A 17,439-nucleotide genomic window follows, 5' to 3' on the forward strand; every position below is an offset into this window, starting at 1 on the left:
GTGTCCGGGTTCTGGACCCGTCGGCTACGTCGGAAAGGCCAGCGGCTGATCAGCCGATGATGCCCATAATGTCGGCTTCCTTCATGATCAGAAGGTCTTCGCCGTCGATCTTGACTTCGGTGCCGGACCACTTGCCGAACAGGATGCGGTCGCCAGCCTTGACGTCGAGTGCGACGACCTTGCCGGACTCGTCACGAGCGCCGGAACCGACGGCGACGATTTCGCCTTCCTGCGGCTTTTCCTTGGCGGTATCGGGAATGATGATGCCACCCTTGGTCTTGGCTTCGGACTCAACGCGGCGAACAACGACGCGGTCGTGAAGGGGGCGGAAGTTGGTGCTTGCCATTGTCTAATCCCTCGATCGAATGACATTCGCGGGCCGGAGCGGCCCACATGGATAGATGTTAGCACTCCCTTGCGGTGAGTGCTAGCGACGAGCATTTAGGGATGGCTCCGAAAGGAGTCAATGAGAGCAATCACGAATTTTTGTGCCGGAATTGTGAAGAGGCCGGAGAATTACGCAGATTGCCGCCGAAACCGGCACGCTGGGCGGACGACAAAGAAAATTCCTTGCCATCGCCTTGCGCCTTTGCAATGTCACCGGTGACTGAAGCAAATCGGGAAATCGGAATGGCCAGGCGGATAGAAAGCTTCTCGGAAATCACGGCTCACTATGACGTGGTGCTCTGCGATGTCTGGGGCGTCGTTCACAATGGCGTCGATCCGTTTCCGAAGGCAGCCGCTGCCCTTGAAGCGGCGCGCGCCGGCGGCGTCGCCGTCGTCCTCATCACCAATTCGCCGCGCCTTTCCTGGCAGGTGGTCGAACAGCTGCGCCAGATCGGCGTTCCCGACAGCGCCTATGACCGGATCGTCACCTCTGGCGACGTCACCCGCCGGCTGATTGCCGAAGGGCCGAAGACGGTCTTTCTGCTTGGCCCCGAGCGTGACAGCCCGTTGCTTGACGGTCTCGACGTCGAGCGCCGGCCGGCAGGCGAAGCGCAATCGCTCGTCTGCACCGGCTTCTTCGACGATGAGACCCAGAAGCCGGAGGATTACACCGACATGCTTCTGGAGTTCAAATCCCGCCAGGTGCCGATGATCTGCGCCAATCCCGACCTCGTCGTCGAGCGCGGCCATCGCATCATTCCCTGCGCCGGCGCCATGGCCGCCTATTACGAGCAGCTTGGCGGCAGCACCCGCATCGCCGGAAAACCGCACCGGCCGATCTATGAGGCGACGCTGGCGGCTGCCCGCGAGCTTCGCGGCGATTTCCCCGTCGAGCGCGTGCTGGCGATCGGCGACGGCATGCCGACCGATGTGCGCGGCGCCTTGAATTACGGCCTCGACCTTCTCTACATCAGCGGCGGTATCCACGCCCGGGAATACACCTTGAACGGCGAGACCGACGAGGCGATCCTCAACGCCTATCTCGATCGGGAAAACGCCGCGCCGAAGTGGTGGATGCCCCGCCTTGCATAGAGACTTGCATAAAGAGAAGCCAGCCGATGACCGTCTTCCACCGCAATGAAACCCGGGAACCCTTGCCCGCCCATCTCAAGGGCGGCGTCATTGCCATCGGCAATTTCGACGGCGTGCACCGCGGCCACCAGTCGGTGCTCAACCGCGCGCTCGAAATCTCCAAGGCGCGCGGCATCCCGGCTTTGGTGCTGACATTCGAACCGCATCCGCGCACCGTCTTCCGGCCCGAGACCCCGGTCTTCCGCCTGACGCCCGCGCCGCTGAAGGCGCGCATCCTGGAAACTTTGGGCTTCAACGCGGTGATCGAATATCCCTTCGACTACGAGTTCTCGCAGCGCTCGGCCGATGATTTCATTCATTCGATCCTCAAGGATTGGCTCGGCGCATCGGAAGTCGTCACCGGTTTCGATTTCCATTTCGGCCGCGGCCGCGAGGGCGGTCCCGCCTTCCTGATGAACGCCGGCCAGACCTATGGCTTCGGCGTCACCCTGATCGATGCCTTCCGCGATGAAAACGCCGATGTCGTCTCGTCGAGCCATATCCGCGCGCTGCTGAAAGAAGGCAGCGTCAGCGAAGTTGCCGGCATGCTGGGCTACCGCTATACGGTCGAGGCCGAGGTGATCGACGGCGAAAAGCTCGGACGGCAGCTCGGTTTTCCCACCGCCAACATGCGCCTGCCGCCGGAGGTCGAACTTGCCGCCGGCATCTACGCCGTCCGCTTCCGCCGCCAGGATGGCACGCTGCACGACGCCGTCGCCAGCTACGGCCGCCGCCCGACGGTGACGGAAAACGGCGCGCCGCTGCTCGAAACCTATCTTTTCGACTTCAGCGGCGACCTCTACGGCCAGCGCTGCGCCGTCTCCTTCTTCGGCTATCTGAGACCCGAACTGAAATTCGACGGCCTTGATCCGCTCGTCGCCCAGATCAAGCGCGACGAGGAGGAGGCGAGGGCGCTGCTGTCGGGCGTCCAGCCCCTGGGCGAACTCGACCGGAAGCTCTGCTTTTCCTGAGGCTGCGCTGGGTACGGGATTTTTCGATCGCAAACAAAATTTCGCTCGCGACGGGGGATCGCATAGCGCGAATTCTGCTCTTCCTTTTCCAGGCAAAAACGCCTATGAACCGGCGCTATGACGAAATTTCGGCTGGCGATGACGATGCGAATTATCGGCCCGGCCTTCCGCGCGCGCTAAGCGGCCGGGAGGTCCGGGTTTTTGGCGCTTGGATATGAGCGCTTCCGTCACCAGCTTTTTCACGCCGTTGCGCCCCTTCCTGGGCCGCCAGAAACGATTGTCCCGATATGACCGACACAGCCGAAAAGATCGACTATTCGAAGACCCTCTATTTGCCCGAAACCGATTTCCCGATGCGCGCCGGTCTGCCGCAGAAGGAGCCGGAGCTGGTCAAGCGCTGGCAGGAGATGGGTCTCTACAAGAAACTGCGCGCCTCGGCCGCCGGCCGCGAGAAGTTCGTCCTGCACGACGGCCCGCCCTATGCCAATGGCAACATCCATATCGGCCACGCGCTGAACAAGATCCTCAAGGACGTCATCAACCGCTCGTTCCAGATGCGCGGCTACGACGCCAACTACGTGCCCGGCTGGGATTGCCACGGCCTGCCGATCGAATGGAAGATCGAGGAGAAGTACCGCGAGAAGGGCAGGAACAAGGACGAGGTCCCGGTCAACGAATTCCGCCGGGAATGCCGTGAATTCGCCACCGGCTGGATCAAGACCCAGGCGGAAGAGTTCAAGCGTCTCGGCATCGAGGGCGACTTCGACAATCCCTACACGACGATGAACTTCCACGCGGAATCGCGCATCGCCGGCGAACTCCTGAAGATCGCCGCCAGCGGCCAGCTTTACCGCGGCTCCAAGCCGATCATGTGGTCGGTCGTCGAGCGCACGGCGCTGGCCGAGGCCGAGGTCGAGTACCAAGACTACGAGAGCGACACGATCTGGGTGAAATTCCCCGTTGTCGAAGGTCCGGCTGCGCTCAAGGATGCCTTCGTCGTCATCTGGACGACGACGCCCTGGACGATCCCCGGCAATCGCGCGGTCTCCTTTTCCGCGCGTGTCTCCTACGGTCTCTACGAGGTAACGGCTGCCGAGAACGATTTTGGTCCGCGTCCCGGCGAAAAGCTGATCTTTGCCGACAAGCTGGCCGAGGAATCCTTCGCCAAGTCAAAGCTGCAGTACAAGCGCCTCAGCGATGTCTCTGCGGCCGACTTCGCAGCGATGGCCTGTGCGCATCCCTTCAAGGGTCTGGACGGCGGCTATGAATTCGCCGTCCCATTGCTCGATGGCGACCATGTTACCGACGATGCCGGTACCGGTTTCGTGCACACGGCACCCAGCCACGGCCGCGAAGACTTCGATGCCTGGATGTCGGCCGTCCGCACGCTTGAGGCGCGTGGCATCGACTCCAAAATCCCGTTCCCGGTCGATGATGGCGGCTTCTACACATCGGACGCCCCCGGCTTCGAAGGCGCCCGCGTCATCGACGACAACGGCAAGAAGGGCGATGCCAACGACCGCGTCATCAAGGCATTGATCGAACGCAACGCACTCTTTGCCCGCGGCCGGCTGAAGCATCAGTATCCGCATTCCTGGCGCTCGAAGAAGCCGGTGATCTTTCGCAACACGCCGCAATGGTTCGTCTATATGGACAAGACCCTTGCCGACGGCACGACGCTGCGTTCGCGCGCGCTGGGGGCGATCGACGACACGCGTTTCGTGCCCGCCGCCGGCCAGAACCGCTTGCGCGCCATGATCGAGGGCCGCCCGGACTGGGTTCTTTCTCGTCAGAGAGCATGGGGCGTGCCGATCGCCGTCTTTGCCGACGATGAGGGCGAGGTCCTGGTCGATGAAGCCGTCAACGCCCGTATCCTCGAGGCCTTCGAACAGGAGGGCGCCGACGCCTGGTTTGCCGACGGCGCCAAGGAGCGCTTCCTCGGCAATGACCATGACCATTCCCGCTGGAAGCAGGTCATGGATATCCTCGACGTTTGGTTCGACTCCGGCTCGACGCACACCTTCACGCTGGAGGACCGCCCTGACCTGAAGTGGCCGGCCGACCTCTATCTAGAAGGGTCCGACCAGCATCGCGGCTGGTTCCATTCCTCGCTCTTGGAATCGGCTGCCACCCGCGGCCGCGCGCCTTATAACGCCGTCCTCACCCATGGTTTCACCATGGACGAGAAGGGCGAGAAGATGTCGAAGTCGAAGGGCAACGTCACCGCCCCGCAGGAAGTGATGAAGGATGCCGGCGCCGACATCCTGCGCCTCTGGGTGATGACCTCGGATTACGCCGACGATCTGCGCGTCGGCAAGACGATCATCCAGACCAATGTCGACGCCTATCGCAAGCTGCGCAACACCATCCGCTGGATGCTCGGCACGCTTGCCCATGACAAGGGCGAGGAGATCTTGCTTGCCGATCTGCCGGAGCTGGAGCAGCTGATGCTGCACCGGCTTGCGGAACTCGACGAGTTGGTGCGCGAAAACTACGATGCCTTCGACTTCAAGAAGATCGCCCGGGCGCTGATCGATTTCGCCAATGTCGAGCTTTCGGCCTTCTATTTCGATGTCCGCAAAGACGCGCTCTATTGCGACGCGCCGTCGAGCCTGCGCCGGCGCGCCAGCCTGCACGTCATCCGCCAGATCTTCGATTGCATGGTGACCTGGCTTGCCCCGATGCTGCCCTTCACCACCGAGGAGGCCTGGCTGTCGCGCAACCCGTCCGCCGTTTCCGTGCATCTGGAGCAGTTTGCCCCTGTTGCAAAGGAATGGCGCAACGATGCGCTGGCCGAGAAGTGGAAGAAGATCCGCGCCGTCCGCTCGGTTGTCACGGGCGCCCTGGAAATCGAGCGCAAGGACAAGCGCATCGGCTCTTCGCTGGAAGCCGCTCCCGTCGTCCACATCGCCGATCCGGAACTGATGAAGGCGCTGGAAGGCCAGGACTTCACCGAAGTCTGCATCACCTCGGCCATAGAGATTGCCGCCGGCGAAGGCCCGGCGGAGGCCTTCCGCCTTGCCGAGGTGCCTCTGGTCAGCGTCGTGCCGAAGCTTGCCGAGGGCGAAAAATGCGCCCGCTCCTGGCGCATCACCAGGGATGTGGGCTCCGATCCCGAATATCCCGATGTCTCGGCCCGTGACGCTGCCGCGCTTCGCGAGCTTGCCCGGCTCGCGTGAAGAATATTGCCGGGTGAATTGCGTTTTCGCGGTTCATCCGGTAAAAGCTGCCTGAAAATGGCCGGATTTTTGCGTCAGGGGGACGGTTGTCCGGTTGGGCAACGATTGCACCGGTGGCTGGAAGGGTTTTCATGTTCGCAACGCATTGGTTCCGTATGGGCGCCTGCCTGTCTGTTGTCATGGCGGGATGCTCCCTGGTCTCCAGCTGCGCCAGCAGCCCGACCTACGGCACCGACAAGACCGCCATGGAGCAATTGACCGACGATCTCGGTCAGTCCGTGTCGCTGACCGGGCCGGACCCGAAAAACAAGGGCGTCAAGTACACGCCGCGCCCGACGCTGGTGCTGCCAGCCCAGGCGCAGAGGGAAACCCTCGTCGCGCCGCAGGCGACGGTCGCCAACAAGGACAATCCGCAATGGATTGAATCGCCGGAGGAAACCCGCGCCCGCCTGGTCGGGGAAGCCGACGCCAACTCCGACAATCCGAATTACCGCTCGCCGCTGGCAAGCTCGGCCATTGAGGGCGGCCGGCGCACGACCGAAGCCCAGACCAAGGCCTATCGCGAAGCCCGCGCCCTGCAGAAGGGCTCCTATGTCGATCAGCGCCGCTATATTTCCGATCCGCCGCCCGGCTACCGCACCGTCGACGACCCGGCAAAGCTTGATGATGTCGGCGAGCCCGAACTTAAGAAACAGAAGAAGCGCAAGAAGGACGCGGCGGTCGCCAACAGCGGCAAGCAGTGGTGGAACTTCCTGCAATAGCGGCTTGTTTAGGCGCTTAGGCGCCGCCCCGGGAGATCGGCGAGGCCAGCCCCTCATCCGCCTGCCGGCACCTTCTCCCCGCTCGCGGGGCGAAGGGAGCAAGCCGCAGCCTCTCCGTTCCCCATCAACCTTTCGCAGGGCACGTCCCCTCGCCCCGTTTACGGGGGTCCGAAGGACGGGTCGAGACCAGTGGCTCGACCCGGTCGGGTTAGGGTGAGGGGCAGCCATCGGCGCAAACCGGCGGCAGTGGCGCGCGCCTGAGGCTACGGCGCCTCTCTCTTTTGCGAAAAGAATGTCCGCAATATCTCGGCCGATTGCACCTCGTTGAAGCCGGAATAGACTTCCGGAGCGTGATGGCAGGTCGGCTGCGCATAAAATCGCACGCCATTGTCGACGCCGCCGCCTTTCGGGTCCTCGGCGCCGTAATAGAGCCTGCGGATACGCGCAAATGAGATGGCTGCCGCGCACATGGTGCAAGGCTCGAGCGTCACATAGAGATCGGCACCGACCAGACGCTCCTGGCCGAGTGCTTCGCAGGCCAGCCGGATCGCGGCGATTTCGGCATGTGCGGTCACGTCATTAAGCTCGCGCGTGCGGTTTCCCGAGCGAGAAACCGCGATATCGTCGATGACGACGACGGCGCCGATCGGCACCTCGCCGCGTTCTCCGGCGGCGCGTGCCTCTTTGAGCGCCATCTCCATGAAACGATTTGTCTTCACGATCGCAAGAATTTCCACTTAACCGCAGATGCGTGACCTGATAGACAGGCCCAAAAGGCAGGCAAACAACAAATGACACCCAAAGACAAGCCAAAACGCCCGGGCGCAAAGCCCTTTTCACGCGACAGCGGGCCGAAGGCCGGCGCGAAGTCGGGCGGCACGAAGCCGGCAAAGGCTGCAATCGCGGCCGAGACCGAAGGCGAGGCCAAGGCCGAACGCATTTCCAAGGTGATGGCACGCGCCGGCGTCGCCTCCCGCCGCGACATCGAACGCATGATCATGGAAGGCCGCGTGACGCTGAACGGCGCGGTTCTCGATACCCCGGTCGTCAACGTCACGCTGGCCGATCGCATCGAGGTCGACGGCGTGCCGATCCGCGGCATCGAGCGCACCAGGCTGTGGCTCTATCATAAGCCGGCCGCGCTGGTGACCACCAATGCCGATCCCGAAGGCCGCGCGACCGTCTTCGACAACCTGCCGGAAGAACTGCCGCGGGTCATGTCGATCGGCCGCCTCGATATCAACACCGAAGGCCTGCTGCTGCTGACCAATGACGGCGGTCTTGCCCGCGCGCTCGAACTGCCGGCCACCGGCTGGTTGCGCCGCTACCGTGTCCGCGCCCATGGCGACATCGATCAGGACGCGCTCGACAAGCTGAAGGACGGCATCGCCGTCGACGGCGTGCTCTACGGTTCGATCGAGGCGACGCTCGACCGCACGCAGGGCTCGAACGTCTGGATCACCATGGGTCTTCGCGAAGGCAAGAACCGCGAAATCAAGAACGTGATGGGCGCGCTCGGCCTCGACGTCAACCGTCTGATCCGCATTTCTTATGGCCCGTTCCAGCTCGGCGACTTGCCGGAAGGCCATGTCATTGAGGTGCGCGGCCGCACGCTTCGCGACCAGCTTGGCCCGCGCCTGATCGAGGAAGCCAAGGCGAATTTCGATGCGCCGATCTACAATGCGCCGGCCGTCGCCGCCGAGGAAGAGGCCGAAGCCCCAGCGCCGGAAAGGCGCGAGCAGCGTCCGCGCCGCGACGAAGACAAGCGCGAACGGGCGCTGAGCCGCCTCGACACCAAGCGCGACGATCGCCGCGGTGGCGGGCGTCGAGATGACGACCGCCGCGATGGCGGGCGCTTCGACGACGACAAGCCGAAACGTCCCCAGCCGCTCGGCCAGCGCCGCAGCGCCAATGTCTGGATGGCGCCCGGCGCCCGGCCGCTCGGTGAAAAGGCAGCGGCGAAGGCCGCCAAGAATGAGCAGACCGCGCGCCGGCGCGGCGAGCAGGCGCCGGCAAAGGGCACCGGTTCCCACCATATCGAGGATCGCCCGCGCACGCAGATCAATCGCGTGCGCGAAGAGGACGGCGAATGGATCCGCTCGAGCGAGCAGCCCAGCCGCAAGGATGAGGGCGAAGGCCGCAAGCGCTCGTTCGGGGATCGGCCTGCCCGCGAAGACCGCGGTTTTGGCGACCGCCCGGCCCGCGGCGACCGCCGCCCCCGTGAAGGGGGTGACGAACGTCCGCGTAGCCGAAGCTCTGCCGGCGAAGGCCGGCCGGAGCGTCCGCGCGGCGATCGGCCTTTCGGTGATCGTCCCTCGCGTGGTGATCGTCCCTTCGGCGACAAGCCGCGCGGTGATCGCAAACCGCGTGGCGATGGGGATGAACGTCCTCGTGCCGCCAGAGCCTCCACCGGTGAGGCGCGTTCGGAGCGTCCGCGCGGTGACCGGCCTTTCGGGGATCGTCCTTCACGTGGCGACCGCCCCTTCGGCGACAAGCCGCGGGGTGAACGCAGGCCGCGCGAGGAGGGTGATGAGCGCCCGCGCGCAGCCAGAAGTTTTGCCGGCGAGGGCCGCTCCGAGCGTCCGCGTGGCGAAAAATCCTTCGGCGACAAGTCCCCAGGCGGCAGGCCTTCTGGCGATAAGCCGCGCGGCAAGGGCTTCGGTGCCAAGCCGGGCGGGCCGAAGAATTTTTCCGGTAAGCCGAAAGGCGCCAAGCCAAGCGGTGAAAGACCAGGCGGCGACAGGCCTGCGGGCGGGCCGTCCAGAAGTGGTGGAAAAGGAAAGGGAATGACGCGCGGTGCGGATCGTCGGCGGTGAATTTCGCGGACGGCCTCTCGCCGTGCCAAAATCCAACGAGATCCGGCCGACTGCCGACCGGACGCGCGAGAGCCTGTTCAATATATTGAGCCATGCTTATCCGGAATGCGTCGATGGCACCCGGATCCTCGACCTTTTTGCCGGAACCGGCGCGGTCGGCCTCGAAGCCGTTTCACGCGGCTGTCGCCACGCGCTCTTCGTCGAAAACAGCGTCGAGGGCAGGGCGCTGCTCTGGGAAAACATCGATGCGCTCGGCCTCCACGGCCGCACGCGCATCCTGCGCCGCGATGCGACCGATCTCGGCAGCGTCGGCAATCTCGAAGCCTTCGACGTGCTGTTTGCCGATCCGCCTTATGGCAAGGGCCTCGGCGAAAAGGCGATGGCGGCGGCGGCCGGGGGCGGCTGGCTCAGGCCCGGCGCGATCGCGGTGCTCGAAGAACGCGCCGATATTGTCGTATCCGTGCATCCTTCCTATGTTTTCCTCGAGAACCGCATCTTTGGCGATACGAGGGTGCATTTCTTCCGGTATCAGCCGCAATAAGCGGGGGCGGGGCGTGCAGCAGGCAGAGATCATCAGCCCGAAACTGCCTGCGATCAGCGACCTTCCGACGGTCGCCGTCGCTTTCGGCGGCGGTGGCGCGCGCGGACTTGCCCACATCCACATCATCGAGACGCTCGACGAACTCGGCATCCGCCCGGTGGCGATATCGGGTTCGTCGATGGGCGCGATCATGGGGGCCGGCATGGCCGCCGGCATGTCGGGCGCCGAAATCCGCGAACATGCGCTGACGACCGTCGGCAACAAGACGGCGGTCGTTGCCCGCATCTGGGGCCTGCGGCCGGCGACGGTGCGCGATGCGGTGGCCAAGGGCATCCGCATCGGCCAGTTCAATCTGGAGCGGATCCTGAAAGCCTTTCTGCCGGCCGAGCTGCCGGCCCGCTTCGAAGATCTGCTGGTGCCGATGAAGGTCATCACCACCGATTATTACGGCCAGAACGAAGTCATCATCGAAGAGGGTGAGCTGTTTCCGGCACTCGCCGCCTCTTCCGCCATTCCCGCCGTCTTCATGCCGGTGCGCCTGCGCGGCCGCGTGATGATCGACGGCGGCATCAGCAATCCCGTGCCCTATGAACCGCTGATGGATCTCGCCGATATCGTCATCGGCATCGATGTCGTCGGCGCGCCGGAAGGCGACGGCACCCATATTCCGAACCGCATGGAAAGCATCTTCGGCTCCGGCCAACTGATGATGCAGACGGCGATCACGCTGAAGCTGAAGCTCTGCCAGCCGCACATCTTCCTGCGCCCGGCCGTCGGCCGCACCGGCGTCATGGATTTCCTCAAGGCCCGCGACGTCCTGGCCATGTCGATCGGCGTCAAGGACGAGCTGAAATTCGCCCTCGACCGCGAGATCGAGGCGCGGCTGAAGAGTTAGGCCTCTGCCGTCGCATCCACCGTTCCCGCCAGCGGATCGTCCTCGAAGGGATCGGCGGCGCGTTTCGGCTTGACCAGCGGTTCGGGGCGGACAGGGTGGGAAAACAGCATGTCGCGGCCGGCCTGCAGCCCTTCGGACACCTGCAGCACCAGACGCGCCTCGTCGCGCTTGCGGATGTCCTCGCCGATCTCATAGGCGTCGACCTCGGGAACGCCGAGCGCCTCCAGCGTCCGCCGTCCGAAGAGCAGGCCGGATTCCAGCGTTTCGCGCAGCTCGTAATCGACGCCCTTGTTGCGCAGTTCGATCGAATGGATACGGTCGTAGGAGCGCACGTAGAGCCTTGTGTGCGGATAGTCCGCCTGCACCAGCTCCACCACCTTGTCGGTCACCTCCTTCTTCTGCGTGCAGACGAGCACGATCTTTGCCCGGTCGATGCCGGCCGAGCGCAGCACGTCCTTGCGGGTGCCGTCACCGAAATAGATGCGGAAGCCGAAAGAGGAGGCCTGGCGGATGCGGTCCGCCGAAAATTCGATGACGGTGACGCTGCGCCCGCCGGCAAGCAGGATCTGCGCGGCGATCTGGCCGAAACGCGAGAAGCCGACCATCAGCACGTCGGCGCCGGCGCCCTCGAAATCCTCATCCAGCTCCTCATGCTCGTCGCCGCTGAGCAGACGCTTCGAAAGCGCCGCGCCGATCGGCGTCAGCGCCATGGACAGCGTGACGATCGCAACCAGCAGCGATGCGGTACTCGCCGACATCAGCCCGACGGTCGCCGCCGCGGTAAACAGCACGAAGCCGAATTCGCCGCCCTGCGGCAGCAGGAAGGCGATGCGGATCGCATCATCATGCGGAGAGCCGGAGATCCGGCAGAGCCCGTAGATGATGATCGCCTTGACCGCCATGATGATCGGCACCGCGACGATGACGAAGAGCACGTTGTCGGCAAGCACGTCGAGCTGCAGCGACAGGCCGACGGCGATGAAGAAGATGGCGAGCAGCACACCGCGGAAGGGCTCGATATCGGCCTCCAGCTCGTGCCGGTAGGAGGATTCGGCGAGCATCACCCCGGAGAGGAAGGCGCCCATCGCCATCGAAAGCCCGGCAAGCTGCATCAGGCTCGCCGATCCCATGACGACGAAGAGGGCGGCGGCGATCATCGCTTCGCGCGCACCGGTGCGGGCGATGACCTGGAAGAGCGGCGTCAGCAGGTAGCGCCCCATGACGACCATCGCCGCGACCGCGCCGACGGCGACAGCAAAATCGGTGAGTGGCGCAGGGCTGCCCTTGCCACCGCCGTCGAGCACGGTGATCAGCGCCAAGAGTGGCACGATCGCCAGGTCCTGGAACAGCAGCATCGAGAAGGAGCGCTGCCCGTACCTCGTGTTGACGTCGCCGTCACCCTCGAGGATCTGCATGGCGAAGGCCGTCGAAGACAGCGCCAGGCCGAAGCCGGCGACGATGCTGCCGCGCCAGTCGAGAACCTCAGAAAACCAGGCAAGCGCTGTCAACGCCAGCCCGGTCACCACCACCTGCGCCGTGCCGAGGCCGAAAATGTCGCGGCGCATCTGCCAGAGGCGGCTGGGTTTCAGTTCCAGCCCGATGATGAAAAGCAGGAAGACGACGCCGAGTTCGGCAACGGCAAGGATCTGTTCGCCGTCGGTGATGCCGTGGAAAACCGGTCCGATGACGATGCCGGCGGCGAGATAGCCGAGCACCGTGCCGAGCCCGAGCTTCTTGAAGATCGGTGCGGCCACAACCGCTCCGCCGAGCAGCAGGATCGTTTCGGAAAAAAAGGCATTGGACGCGGACATCGGGGCGATTTCTTTCGACGGCGGGGAACAGGCCGGCAGCCTCGACAAAGAATCGGCGGCGGCGGCCTTGATGCTTGGGTGAGTGCACAATAAATGGAAGCCGAAGGAAAGGCCAAATCATGTCCTCTGAAATCGATTCCTCGACACTTCTTTCCCGCGCAAGTCAATTGATCGATCTGGCCAGGAAGGCAGGGGCCGATGCCGCCGACGCCGTCGTCGTCCGGTCGCGCTCACAATCGGTCAGCGTCCGCCTCGGCAAGGTCGAGGGCACGGAATCTTCCGAAAGCGACGATTTTTCGCTGCGTGTCTTTATCGGCAAGCGCGTCGCCAGCGTTTCGGCCAATCCGGGCTTCGATCTCCAGGCGCTGGCCGAACGCGCCGTCGCCATGGCCAAGGTCTCGCCGGAAGACCCTTTCGCCTGCCTCGCGGATGAGGCGAGCCTGGCGAAATCCTATCCCGACCTGCAATTGCTCGATACCACCGAGGTCTCCTCCGAGATGCTGCGCGAGGCAGGCCTTGCCGCCGAAGCCGCGGCCCTTGCGGTCAAGGGTGTCACCAATTCCTCCGGCGCCGGTGCCTCGGCCGGCATGGGCGGCCTGGTTCTTGCCACCTCGCACGGTTTCGAAGGCAGCTACATGGCCTCGCGTTTCGGCCATTCCGTCAGCGTCATCGCCGGCGAAGGCACCGGCATGGAGCGCGATTATGATTTCGACAGCCGGCTCTATTATGCCGAGCTCGACGATCCCGCCGACATCGGCCGCCGCGCCGGCGAACGGGTGATCAAGCGCATCAATCCGCGCCAGGTGCCGACCGGCAAGGACGTCACCGTCATCTTCGACCCGCGCGTCGCCCGCGGCTTCGTCGCCCATATCGCCGGCGCGATCAATGGTGCCGCCGTCGCCCGTAAGTCGAGCTTCCTGCGCGACAGGATGGGCCAGCAGGTGCTGAAATCGGGCCTGTCGATCACCGACGATCCGTTGATCGTGCGCGGCCCCTCCTCGCGGCCCTTCGACGGCGAGGGCGTATCGGGCGAGCGGATGGTGATGATCGAGGACGGCGTCTTGAAGCACTGGTTCCTGTCGACCTCGACGGCGCGCGAACTCGGCCTTCAGACCAACGGCCGCGGCGTGCGCGGCGGCACTGCCGTCTCGCCGTCCTCCACCAATCTTGCCCTTGAACCCGGCGACATCACGCCGGAGGAACTGATCCGCAGCGTCGGCAACGGTTTTTATGTCACCGAGCTGATCGGCCACGGCGTCAATATGATCACCGGCGAATACAGCCGCGGCGCCACCGGCTTCTGGATCGAGAACGGCGAACTGACCTTCCCGGTCTCCGAGGTGACGATCGCCTCGAACCTCAAGGACATGTTCATGCGGCTGACGCCGGCAAACGACATCGACCGCAAGTTCGGCGTCGCGGCCCCGACCTTCGCCATCGAAGGCATGACGCTGGCAGGGCGCTAGAGCATGATGCCGAAAAGTGTGTGCGGTTTTCGGACGACATCATGCTCAAACGAAAGTTGGACGGATTGATGCGATGAGCGATAGGGAAAAGGCCCGCTGGCAGAACGATCTCACGCTGATCGTCGATGCTGCGAAAGAGGCCGGTGCGGTCGCTTTCGGTTTCTTCAACCAGTCTCCCGAGGTCTGGTGGAAAAACGACGACCGCTCCCCCGTCAGCGCCGCCGATTTCGCCGCCAACAAAACGCTCGAGACCATTCTGCGCAAGGCGCGGCCAGACTATGGCTGGCTGTCTGAGGAAACCGACGATGATGCCGACCGCCTCGCGCATGAGACGCTGTTCATCATCGACCCGATCGACGGCACGCGCGCCTTTCTCGGCGGGCAGAAGCTCTGGTGCGTCAGCGTCGCGGTCGTTCATCGCGGCCGGCCGGTCGCCGGCGTGCTCTATGCCCCGGCGCTCGAGGAACTCTATGAGGCCGTCGATGGCGGCGTGGCGCTGAAGAACGGCGTGCCCTTCACCGTCTCCGCCGCAGGACCGGAGGAGACGAGCCGCCTTGCGGTCGGCGAGGATCTGTTGAAGACCTTTCCGCCGGAGTTTCGCGACCGGGTCAGCCGCCACAAGCACATTCCCTCGCTTGCCTATCGCATCGCCATGGTGGCGGACGGTCGTCTCGAAGGCACCTTCGTCAAGAGCAATTCGCATGATTGGGATCTGGCCGCCGCCGATCTGATCCTGAGCTGCGCCGGCGGTGGCCTCGTCGATCTCGACGGCAGGCCGATCGTCTACAATCGCGCCGACGTGACCCACAACGTCCTTTGCGCAGCACCGACGCCCCGCATCGCTGAGTTTCTCGCGGCCTTTGCGGGACGACGAGACAGTTGACGTTTCCGTCAAAATCCCGCAGATGGGGTGGCGGAGGAGAATAGCAGAAAGAGAACAAAAAATGACTGACTCCGGTGACAAGAAGCAGCTTTTGCATCTGGTTTTTGGCGGCGAACTGGAAAGCCTCGACAACGTCCAGTTCCGCGATCTGAAGGGTCTCGATATCGTCGGCATTTTCCCGGATTATGCCACGGCGCTGACAGCCTGGAAGTCGAAGGCGCAGCAGACGGTCGACAATGCGCATATGCGCTATTTCATCGTCCACATGCATCGTTTGCTCGATCCGCAGGAAAAGGCCTGAAGCAGCCGATCTCGGCCATCGGCCGCGGCATGTATCGGCGGCCTGCGCTTCGTCGCGCCGGGCTTCGTGCACCGGCCGTCCGTCGATCCGGATCGTTTGACGCATTCTGAACAAATTCATCGGCCATTCCGGCCGCAACGATAATGAGGGAATGGGTTTGATGTCGATCTTGGATCGGAGACTGGCGCAATGAGTTCCCGGATGGCTCGGTTCGGTCTGAGCGCATACCGTCTGGCGGGAACCGTGGCCTCTCCTGTCGTCGGCCTCTATATCACCTACCGCACGGCCAAGGGCAAGGAAGACCGGGCGCGACGCCTGGAACGCTTCGGCTATCCGAGCGCCAACCGGCCGCAGGGCCCGCTCGTCTGGTTCCATGCCGCAAGTGTCGGTGAAACCAATGCCGTCATTCCGCTGATCCGTGAAATCCGCCGCCGCGACATCCATGTCATCTTGACCACAGGCACGATCACCTCGGCGAGGCTCGCCGCCGAGCGCCTCGGCAATGACGCGATCCACCAATATGTGCCGCTCGACCTGAAGCCCTCGGTCAGCCGCTTCCTCGATTATTGGCAGCCCGATTGCGCCATCATCGCCGAATCCGAGATCTGGCCGGCAACGGTGCTGGAACTCGGCCGCCGCCGCATTCCGCAGATCCTGATCAATGCCCGCATGTCGGATCGTTCCTTTGCCCGCTGGCGCCGCCGGCCGGCAATCGCCGAAGCCTTGTTCGAGAATCTCGCCCTCGTCATCGCCCAGTCGGATATCGATGCCGAACGTTTCCGCGATCTCGGCGCCGTTCCCGTCATCACCTCCGGCAATCTGAAGGTCGATACCGACGCACCGCCCTATGACAGCGCTGTCCTCGCCCGCTACAAGAAGCAGATCGGCGACCGCAAGACCTGGGCGGCGATCTCGACCTTCGACGGCGAGGAGAATGCCGCCGCCATCGTTCATCGGGCACTGAGGGAGCGCGATCGTCAGCTGACGATCATCGTGCCCCGCCATCCCGACCGTTGTGACGAGATCGAGGCGGCTCTGGTCAAGCTGGGGCTGAAGGTCGCCCGCCGCACTCGCGACGATGTCCTGTCGGCCGATGTCGATATTTTCCTCGGCGATACGATCGGCGAAATGGGCCTCTATCTGCGACTGACGGAAATCGCCTTCGTCGGCCGCTCGCTGTTTGCCGAAGGCGGCCAGAACCCGCTTGAGCCCGCCATGCTCGGCTGCGCCGTTCTCTCCGGCGGCCATGTGCAGAATTTCCGCGATGCCTATCAGAAGCTTGCCCGCAGCGGCAGCGCCCGCATGGTGCGCGATACCGAAATGCTGGCCAAGGGCGTGCACTACCTTTTGACCAATGACGAAGCCCGCCGCAATATGATCGAGGCCGGTATTACCGCCGTGCACGAGATGCGGGGTGCGCTGACCGCCACCGTCAAGGGGCTGGAACCCTATATCAACCCGCTGACGGTGAAGGCGCGGCTGCTGCCCAAGGCCGTGGCCCAGCTCTGAGGATAAAGCATGGCGGCAGCGTCCCTTATCAAAGGCATTCTCTTCGACAAGGACGGGACGCTGCTCGATTATGACGAGAGCTGGCTGCCGGTAAACCGCGAACTTGCCCGTATCGCCGCCGAGGGCGACCCGCTTCTCGCCGACCGGTTGCTGTTGGCCTGCGGCATGGATCCGGTGACCGGCCATATCGTGCCCGACAGCCTGCTTGCCGCCGGCAATACCCGCCAGATTGCCGAGGGCCTGGTTGCTGCGGGCTCGATGGTCGAGGTCGTCGAACTGACGGTTCGGCTCGACGAGCTGTTTTCCAACGCCGCCGAATTTTCCGTGCCGGTAACCGATCTCGCCGGCTTCTTTGCGAGACTGCATCGGCGCGGCTTCAAGCTCGGCGTCGCCTCCAGCGACAATGAGCGCTCGATCCGCCAGACGGCGGAACGTTTCGGTTTCGCCCGCTATGTCGATTATATCGCCGGATATGACAGCGGTTTCGGCGTCAAGCCGGAACCGGGCATGGTGCTCGGCTTTTGCGCCGCGACCGGCCTTTCGCCCGAGGAAGTGGCGATGGTCGGCGACAACAATCACGATCTGCATATGGGCCTGAATGCCGGAACGGGGCTAAGGATCGCGGTGCTGACCGGCACCGGTTCGCGCGATTCGCTGGCCGCTGCCGCCCATCATGTGCTCGACGATATCACCGCGCTCGAGACGCTGCTGCCGGATCTGCAGCCGGCCTGACGGGTAAGGGCTTGCATTTTCATTGATTTTGGCTTCTCAATCCGGCCGGTCGAAAA

The 17,439-nt window shown here is 64.0% G+C and carries 15 protein-coding genes; 12 read left to right on the top strand and 3 right to left on the bottom strand.

Annotation, left to right across the window (positions count from 1 at the left end):
- Window positions 1–49 precede the first annotated feature (49 nt).
- On the bottom strand, window positions 50–346 hold the full coding sequence (gene groES, locus CO657_RS02465) for a co-chaperone GroES (protein WP_003545797.1): 297 nt from the start codon (window positions 344–346) through the stop codon (window positions 50–52).
- A gap of 284 nt (window positions 347–630) precedes the next feature.
- Here groES and CO657_RS02470 point away from each other — a divergent pair, with 284 nt between their 5' ends.
- From CO657_RS02470 to CO657_RS02485, 4 genes are all read left to right on the top strand, one after another.
- Window positions 631–1,479, top strand: coding sequence for a TIGR01459 family HAD-type hydrolase (locus CO657_RS02470; RefSeq protein WP_003588300.1), 849 nt, complete (start codon window positions 631–633; stop codon window positions 1,477–1,479).
- 26 nt (window positions 1,480–1,505) lie between these two features.
- The gene (locus CO657_RS02475) at window positions 1,506–2,489 is read left to right on the top strand and encodes a bifunctional riboflavin kinase/FAD synthetase (RefSeq protein ID WP_003588298.1); all 984 of its coding nucleotides are present in this window, start codon (window positions 1,506–1,508) and stop codon (window positions 2,487–2,489) included.
- Between the two features lie 287 nt (window positions 2,490–2,776).
- A complete protein-coding gene (gene ileS, locus CO657_RS02480) occupies window positions 2,777–5,668 on the top strand; it encodes an isoleucine--tRNA ligase (protein WP_012556716.1) in 2,892 nt (963 codons plus the stop codon).
- A 131-nt stretch (window positions 5,669–5,799) separates the two neighbouring features.
- Complete coding sequence (locus CO657_RS02485) at window positions 5,800–6,429, top strand: hypothetical protein (RefSeq protein ID WP_003588295.1); 630 nt, start codon at window positions 5,800–5,802, stop codon at window positions 6,427–6,429.
- A 263-nt stretch (window positions 6,430–6,692) separates the two neighbouring features.
- On the opposite strand, the gene CO657_RS02490 is transcribed toward CO657_RS02485, so the two are convergent.
- Window positions 6,693–7,130, bottom strand: coding sequence for a nucleoside deaminase (locus CO657_RS02490; RefSeq protein WP_054181416.1), 438 nt, complete (start codon window positions 7,128–7,130; stop codon window positions 6,693–6,695).
- Between the two features lie 90 nt (window positions 7,131–7,220).
- On the opposite strand from CO657_RS02490, the gene CO657_RS02495 reads away from it, so the two are divergent.
- From CO657_RS02495 to CO657_RS02505, 3 genes are read left to right on the top strand one after another with little or no spacing between them, the layout of a single operon-like run.
- Window positions 7,221–9,245, top strand: coding sequence for a pseudouridine synthase (locus tag CO657_RS02495; protein WP_054181417.1), 2,025 nt, complete (start codon window positions 7,221–7,223; stop codon window positions 9,243–9,245).
- Complete coding sequence (gene rsmD / locus CO657_RS02500; RefSeq protein ID WP_012556719.1) at window positions 9,226–9,786, top strand: 16S rRNA (guanine(966)-N(2))-methyltransferase RsmD; 561 nt, start codon at window positions 9,226–9,228, stop codon at window positions 9,784–9,786. The genes CO657_RS02495 and rsmD overlap by 20 nt, the downstream gene beginning before the upstream one ends.
- Before the next feature lie 13 nt (window positions 9,787–9,799).
- Window positions 9,800–10,681 carry a patatin-like phospholipase family protein gene (locus CO657_RS02505; protein WP_054181418.1) on the top strand — a complete coding sequence of 294 codons (882 nt, stop codon included), beginning with the start codon at window positions 9,800–9,802 and terminating at the stop codon, window positions 10,679–10,681.
- On the opposite strand, the gene CO657_RS02510 is transcribed toward CO657_RS02505, so the two are convergent.
- Complete coding sequence (locus tag CO657_RS02510; protein ID WP_012556724.1) at window positions 10,678–12,492, bottom strand: monovalent cation:proton antiporter-2 (CPA2) family protein; 1,815 nt, start codon at window positions 12,490–12,492, stop codon at window positions 10,678–10,680. The two genes, CO657_RS02505 and CO657_RS02510, sit on opposite strands and share 4 nt — an antisense overlap.
- Window positions 12,493–12,611: 119 nt before the next feature.
- Here CO657_RS02510 and CO657_RS02515 point away from each other — a divergent pair, with 119 nt between their 5' ends.
- The 5 genes from CO657_RS02515 (at window position 12,612) to CO657_RS02535 (ending at window position 17,383) form a co-directional block, all read left to right on the top strand.
- Window positions 12,612–13,958 (top strand): TldD/PmbA family protein, encoded by a 1,347-nt coding sequence (locus CO657_RS02515; protein ID WP_054181419.1) that lies wholly within the window; start codon window positions 12,612–12,614, stop codon window positions 13,956–13,958.
- A 73-nt stretch (window positions 13,959–14,031) separates the two neighbouring features.
- Complete coding sequence (locus tag CO657_RS02520; RefSeq protein ID WP_054181420.1) at window positions 14,032–14,841, top strand: 3'(2'),5'-bisphosphate nucleotidase CysQ; 810 nt, start codon at window positions 14,032–14,034, stop codon at window positions 14,839–14,841.
- A gap of 61 nt (window positions 14,842–14,902) precedes the next feature.
- Window positions 14,903–15,142 (top strand): DUF4170 domain-containing protein, encoded by a 240-nt coding sequence (locus CO657_RS02525; RefSeq protein WP_012556727.1) that lies wholly within the window; start codon window positions 14,903–14,905, stop codon window positions 15,140–15,142.
- Between the two features lie 189 nt (window positions 15,143–15,331).
- Window positions 15,332–16,651, top strand: coding sequence for a lipid IV(A) 3-deoxy-D-manno-octulosonic acid transferase (gene waaA / locus CO657_RS02530; RefSeq protein WP_003588278.1), 1,320 nt, complete (start codon window positions 15,332–15,334; stop codon window positions 16,649–16,651).
- Between the two features lie 9 nt (window positions 16,652–16,660).
- Window positions 16,661–17,383: an HAD family hydrolase gene (locus CO657_RS02535; RefSeq protein WP_054181421.1), complete on the top strand. Its 723-nt coding sequence runs from the start codon at window positions 16,661–16,663 to the stop codon at window positions 17,381–17,383.
- Window positions 17,384–17,439 lie beyond the last annotated feature (56 nt).

The sequence above is a fragment of the Rhizobium acidisoli genome (assembly GCF_002531755.2).
In the GTDB taxonomy this organism is placed as follows: domain Bacteria; phylum Pseudomonadota; class Alphaproteobacteria; order Rhizobiales; family Rhizobiaceae; genus Rhizobium; species Rhizobium acidisoli.

What these genes read in the sequence shown, in the direction of transcription:
- groES (WP_003545797.1), bottom strand. Translation starts at nt 346, where the DNA reads ATGGCAAGCACCAACTTCCGCCCCCTTCACGACCGCGTCGTTGTTCGC.
- CO657_RS02470 (WP_003588300.1), top strand. Translation starts at nt 631, where the DNA reads ATGGCCAGGCGGATAGAAAGCTTCTCGGAAATCACGGCTCACTATGAC.
- CO657_RS02475 (WP_003588298.1), top strand. Translation starts at nt 1,506, where the DNA reads ATGACCGTCTTCCACCGCAATGAAACCCGGGAACCCTTGCCCGCCCAT.
- ileS (WP_012556716.1), top strand. Translation starts at nt 2,777, where the DNA reads ATGACCGACACAGCCGAAAAGATCGACTATTCGAAGACCCTCTATTTG.
- CO657_RS02485 (WP_003588295.1), top strand. Translation starts at nt 5,800, where the DNA reads ATGTTCGCAACGCATTGGTTCCGTATGGGCGCCTGCCTGTCTGTTGTC.
- CO657_RS02490 (WP_054181416.1), bottom strand. Translation starts at nt 7,130, where the DNA reads ATGGAGATGGCGCTCAAAGAGGCACGCGCCGCCGGAGAACGCGGCGAG.
- CO657_RS02495 (WP_054181417.1), top strand. Translation starts at nt 7,221, where the DNA reads ATGACACCCAAAGACAAGCCAAAACGCCCGGGCGCAAAGCCCTTTTCA.
- CO657_RS02510 (WP_012556724.1), bottom strand. Translation starts at nt 12,492, where the DNA reads ATGTCCGCGTCCAATGCCTTTTTTTCCGAAACGATCCTGCTGCTCGGC.
- CO657_RS02515 (WP_054181419.1), top strand. Translation starts at nt 12,612, where the DNA reads ATGTCCTCTGAAATCGATTCCTCGACACTTCTTTCCCGCGCAAGTCAA.
- CO657_RS02520 (WP_054181420.1), top strand. Translation starts at nt 14,032, where the DNA reads ATGAGCGATAGGGAAAAGGCCCGCTGGCAGAACGATCTCACGCTGATC.
- CO657_RS02525 (WP_012556727.1), top strand. Translation starts at nt 14,903, where the DNA reads ATGACTGACTCCGGTGACAAGAAGCAGCTTTTGCATCTGGTTTTTGGC.
- waaA (WP_003588278.1), top strand. Translation starts at nt 15,332, where the DNA reads ATGAGTTCCCGGATGGCTCGGTTCGGTCTGAGCGCATACCGTCTGGCG.
- CO657_RS02535 (WP_054181421.1), top strand. Translation starts at nt 16,661, where the DNA reads ATGGCGGCAGCGTCCCTTATCAAAGGCATTCTCTTCGACAAGGACGGG.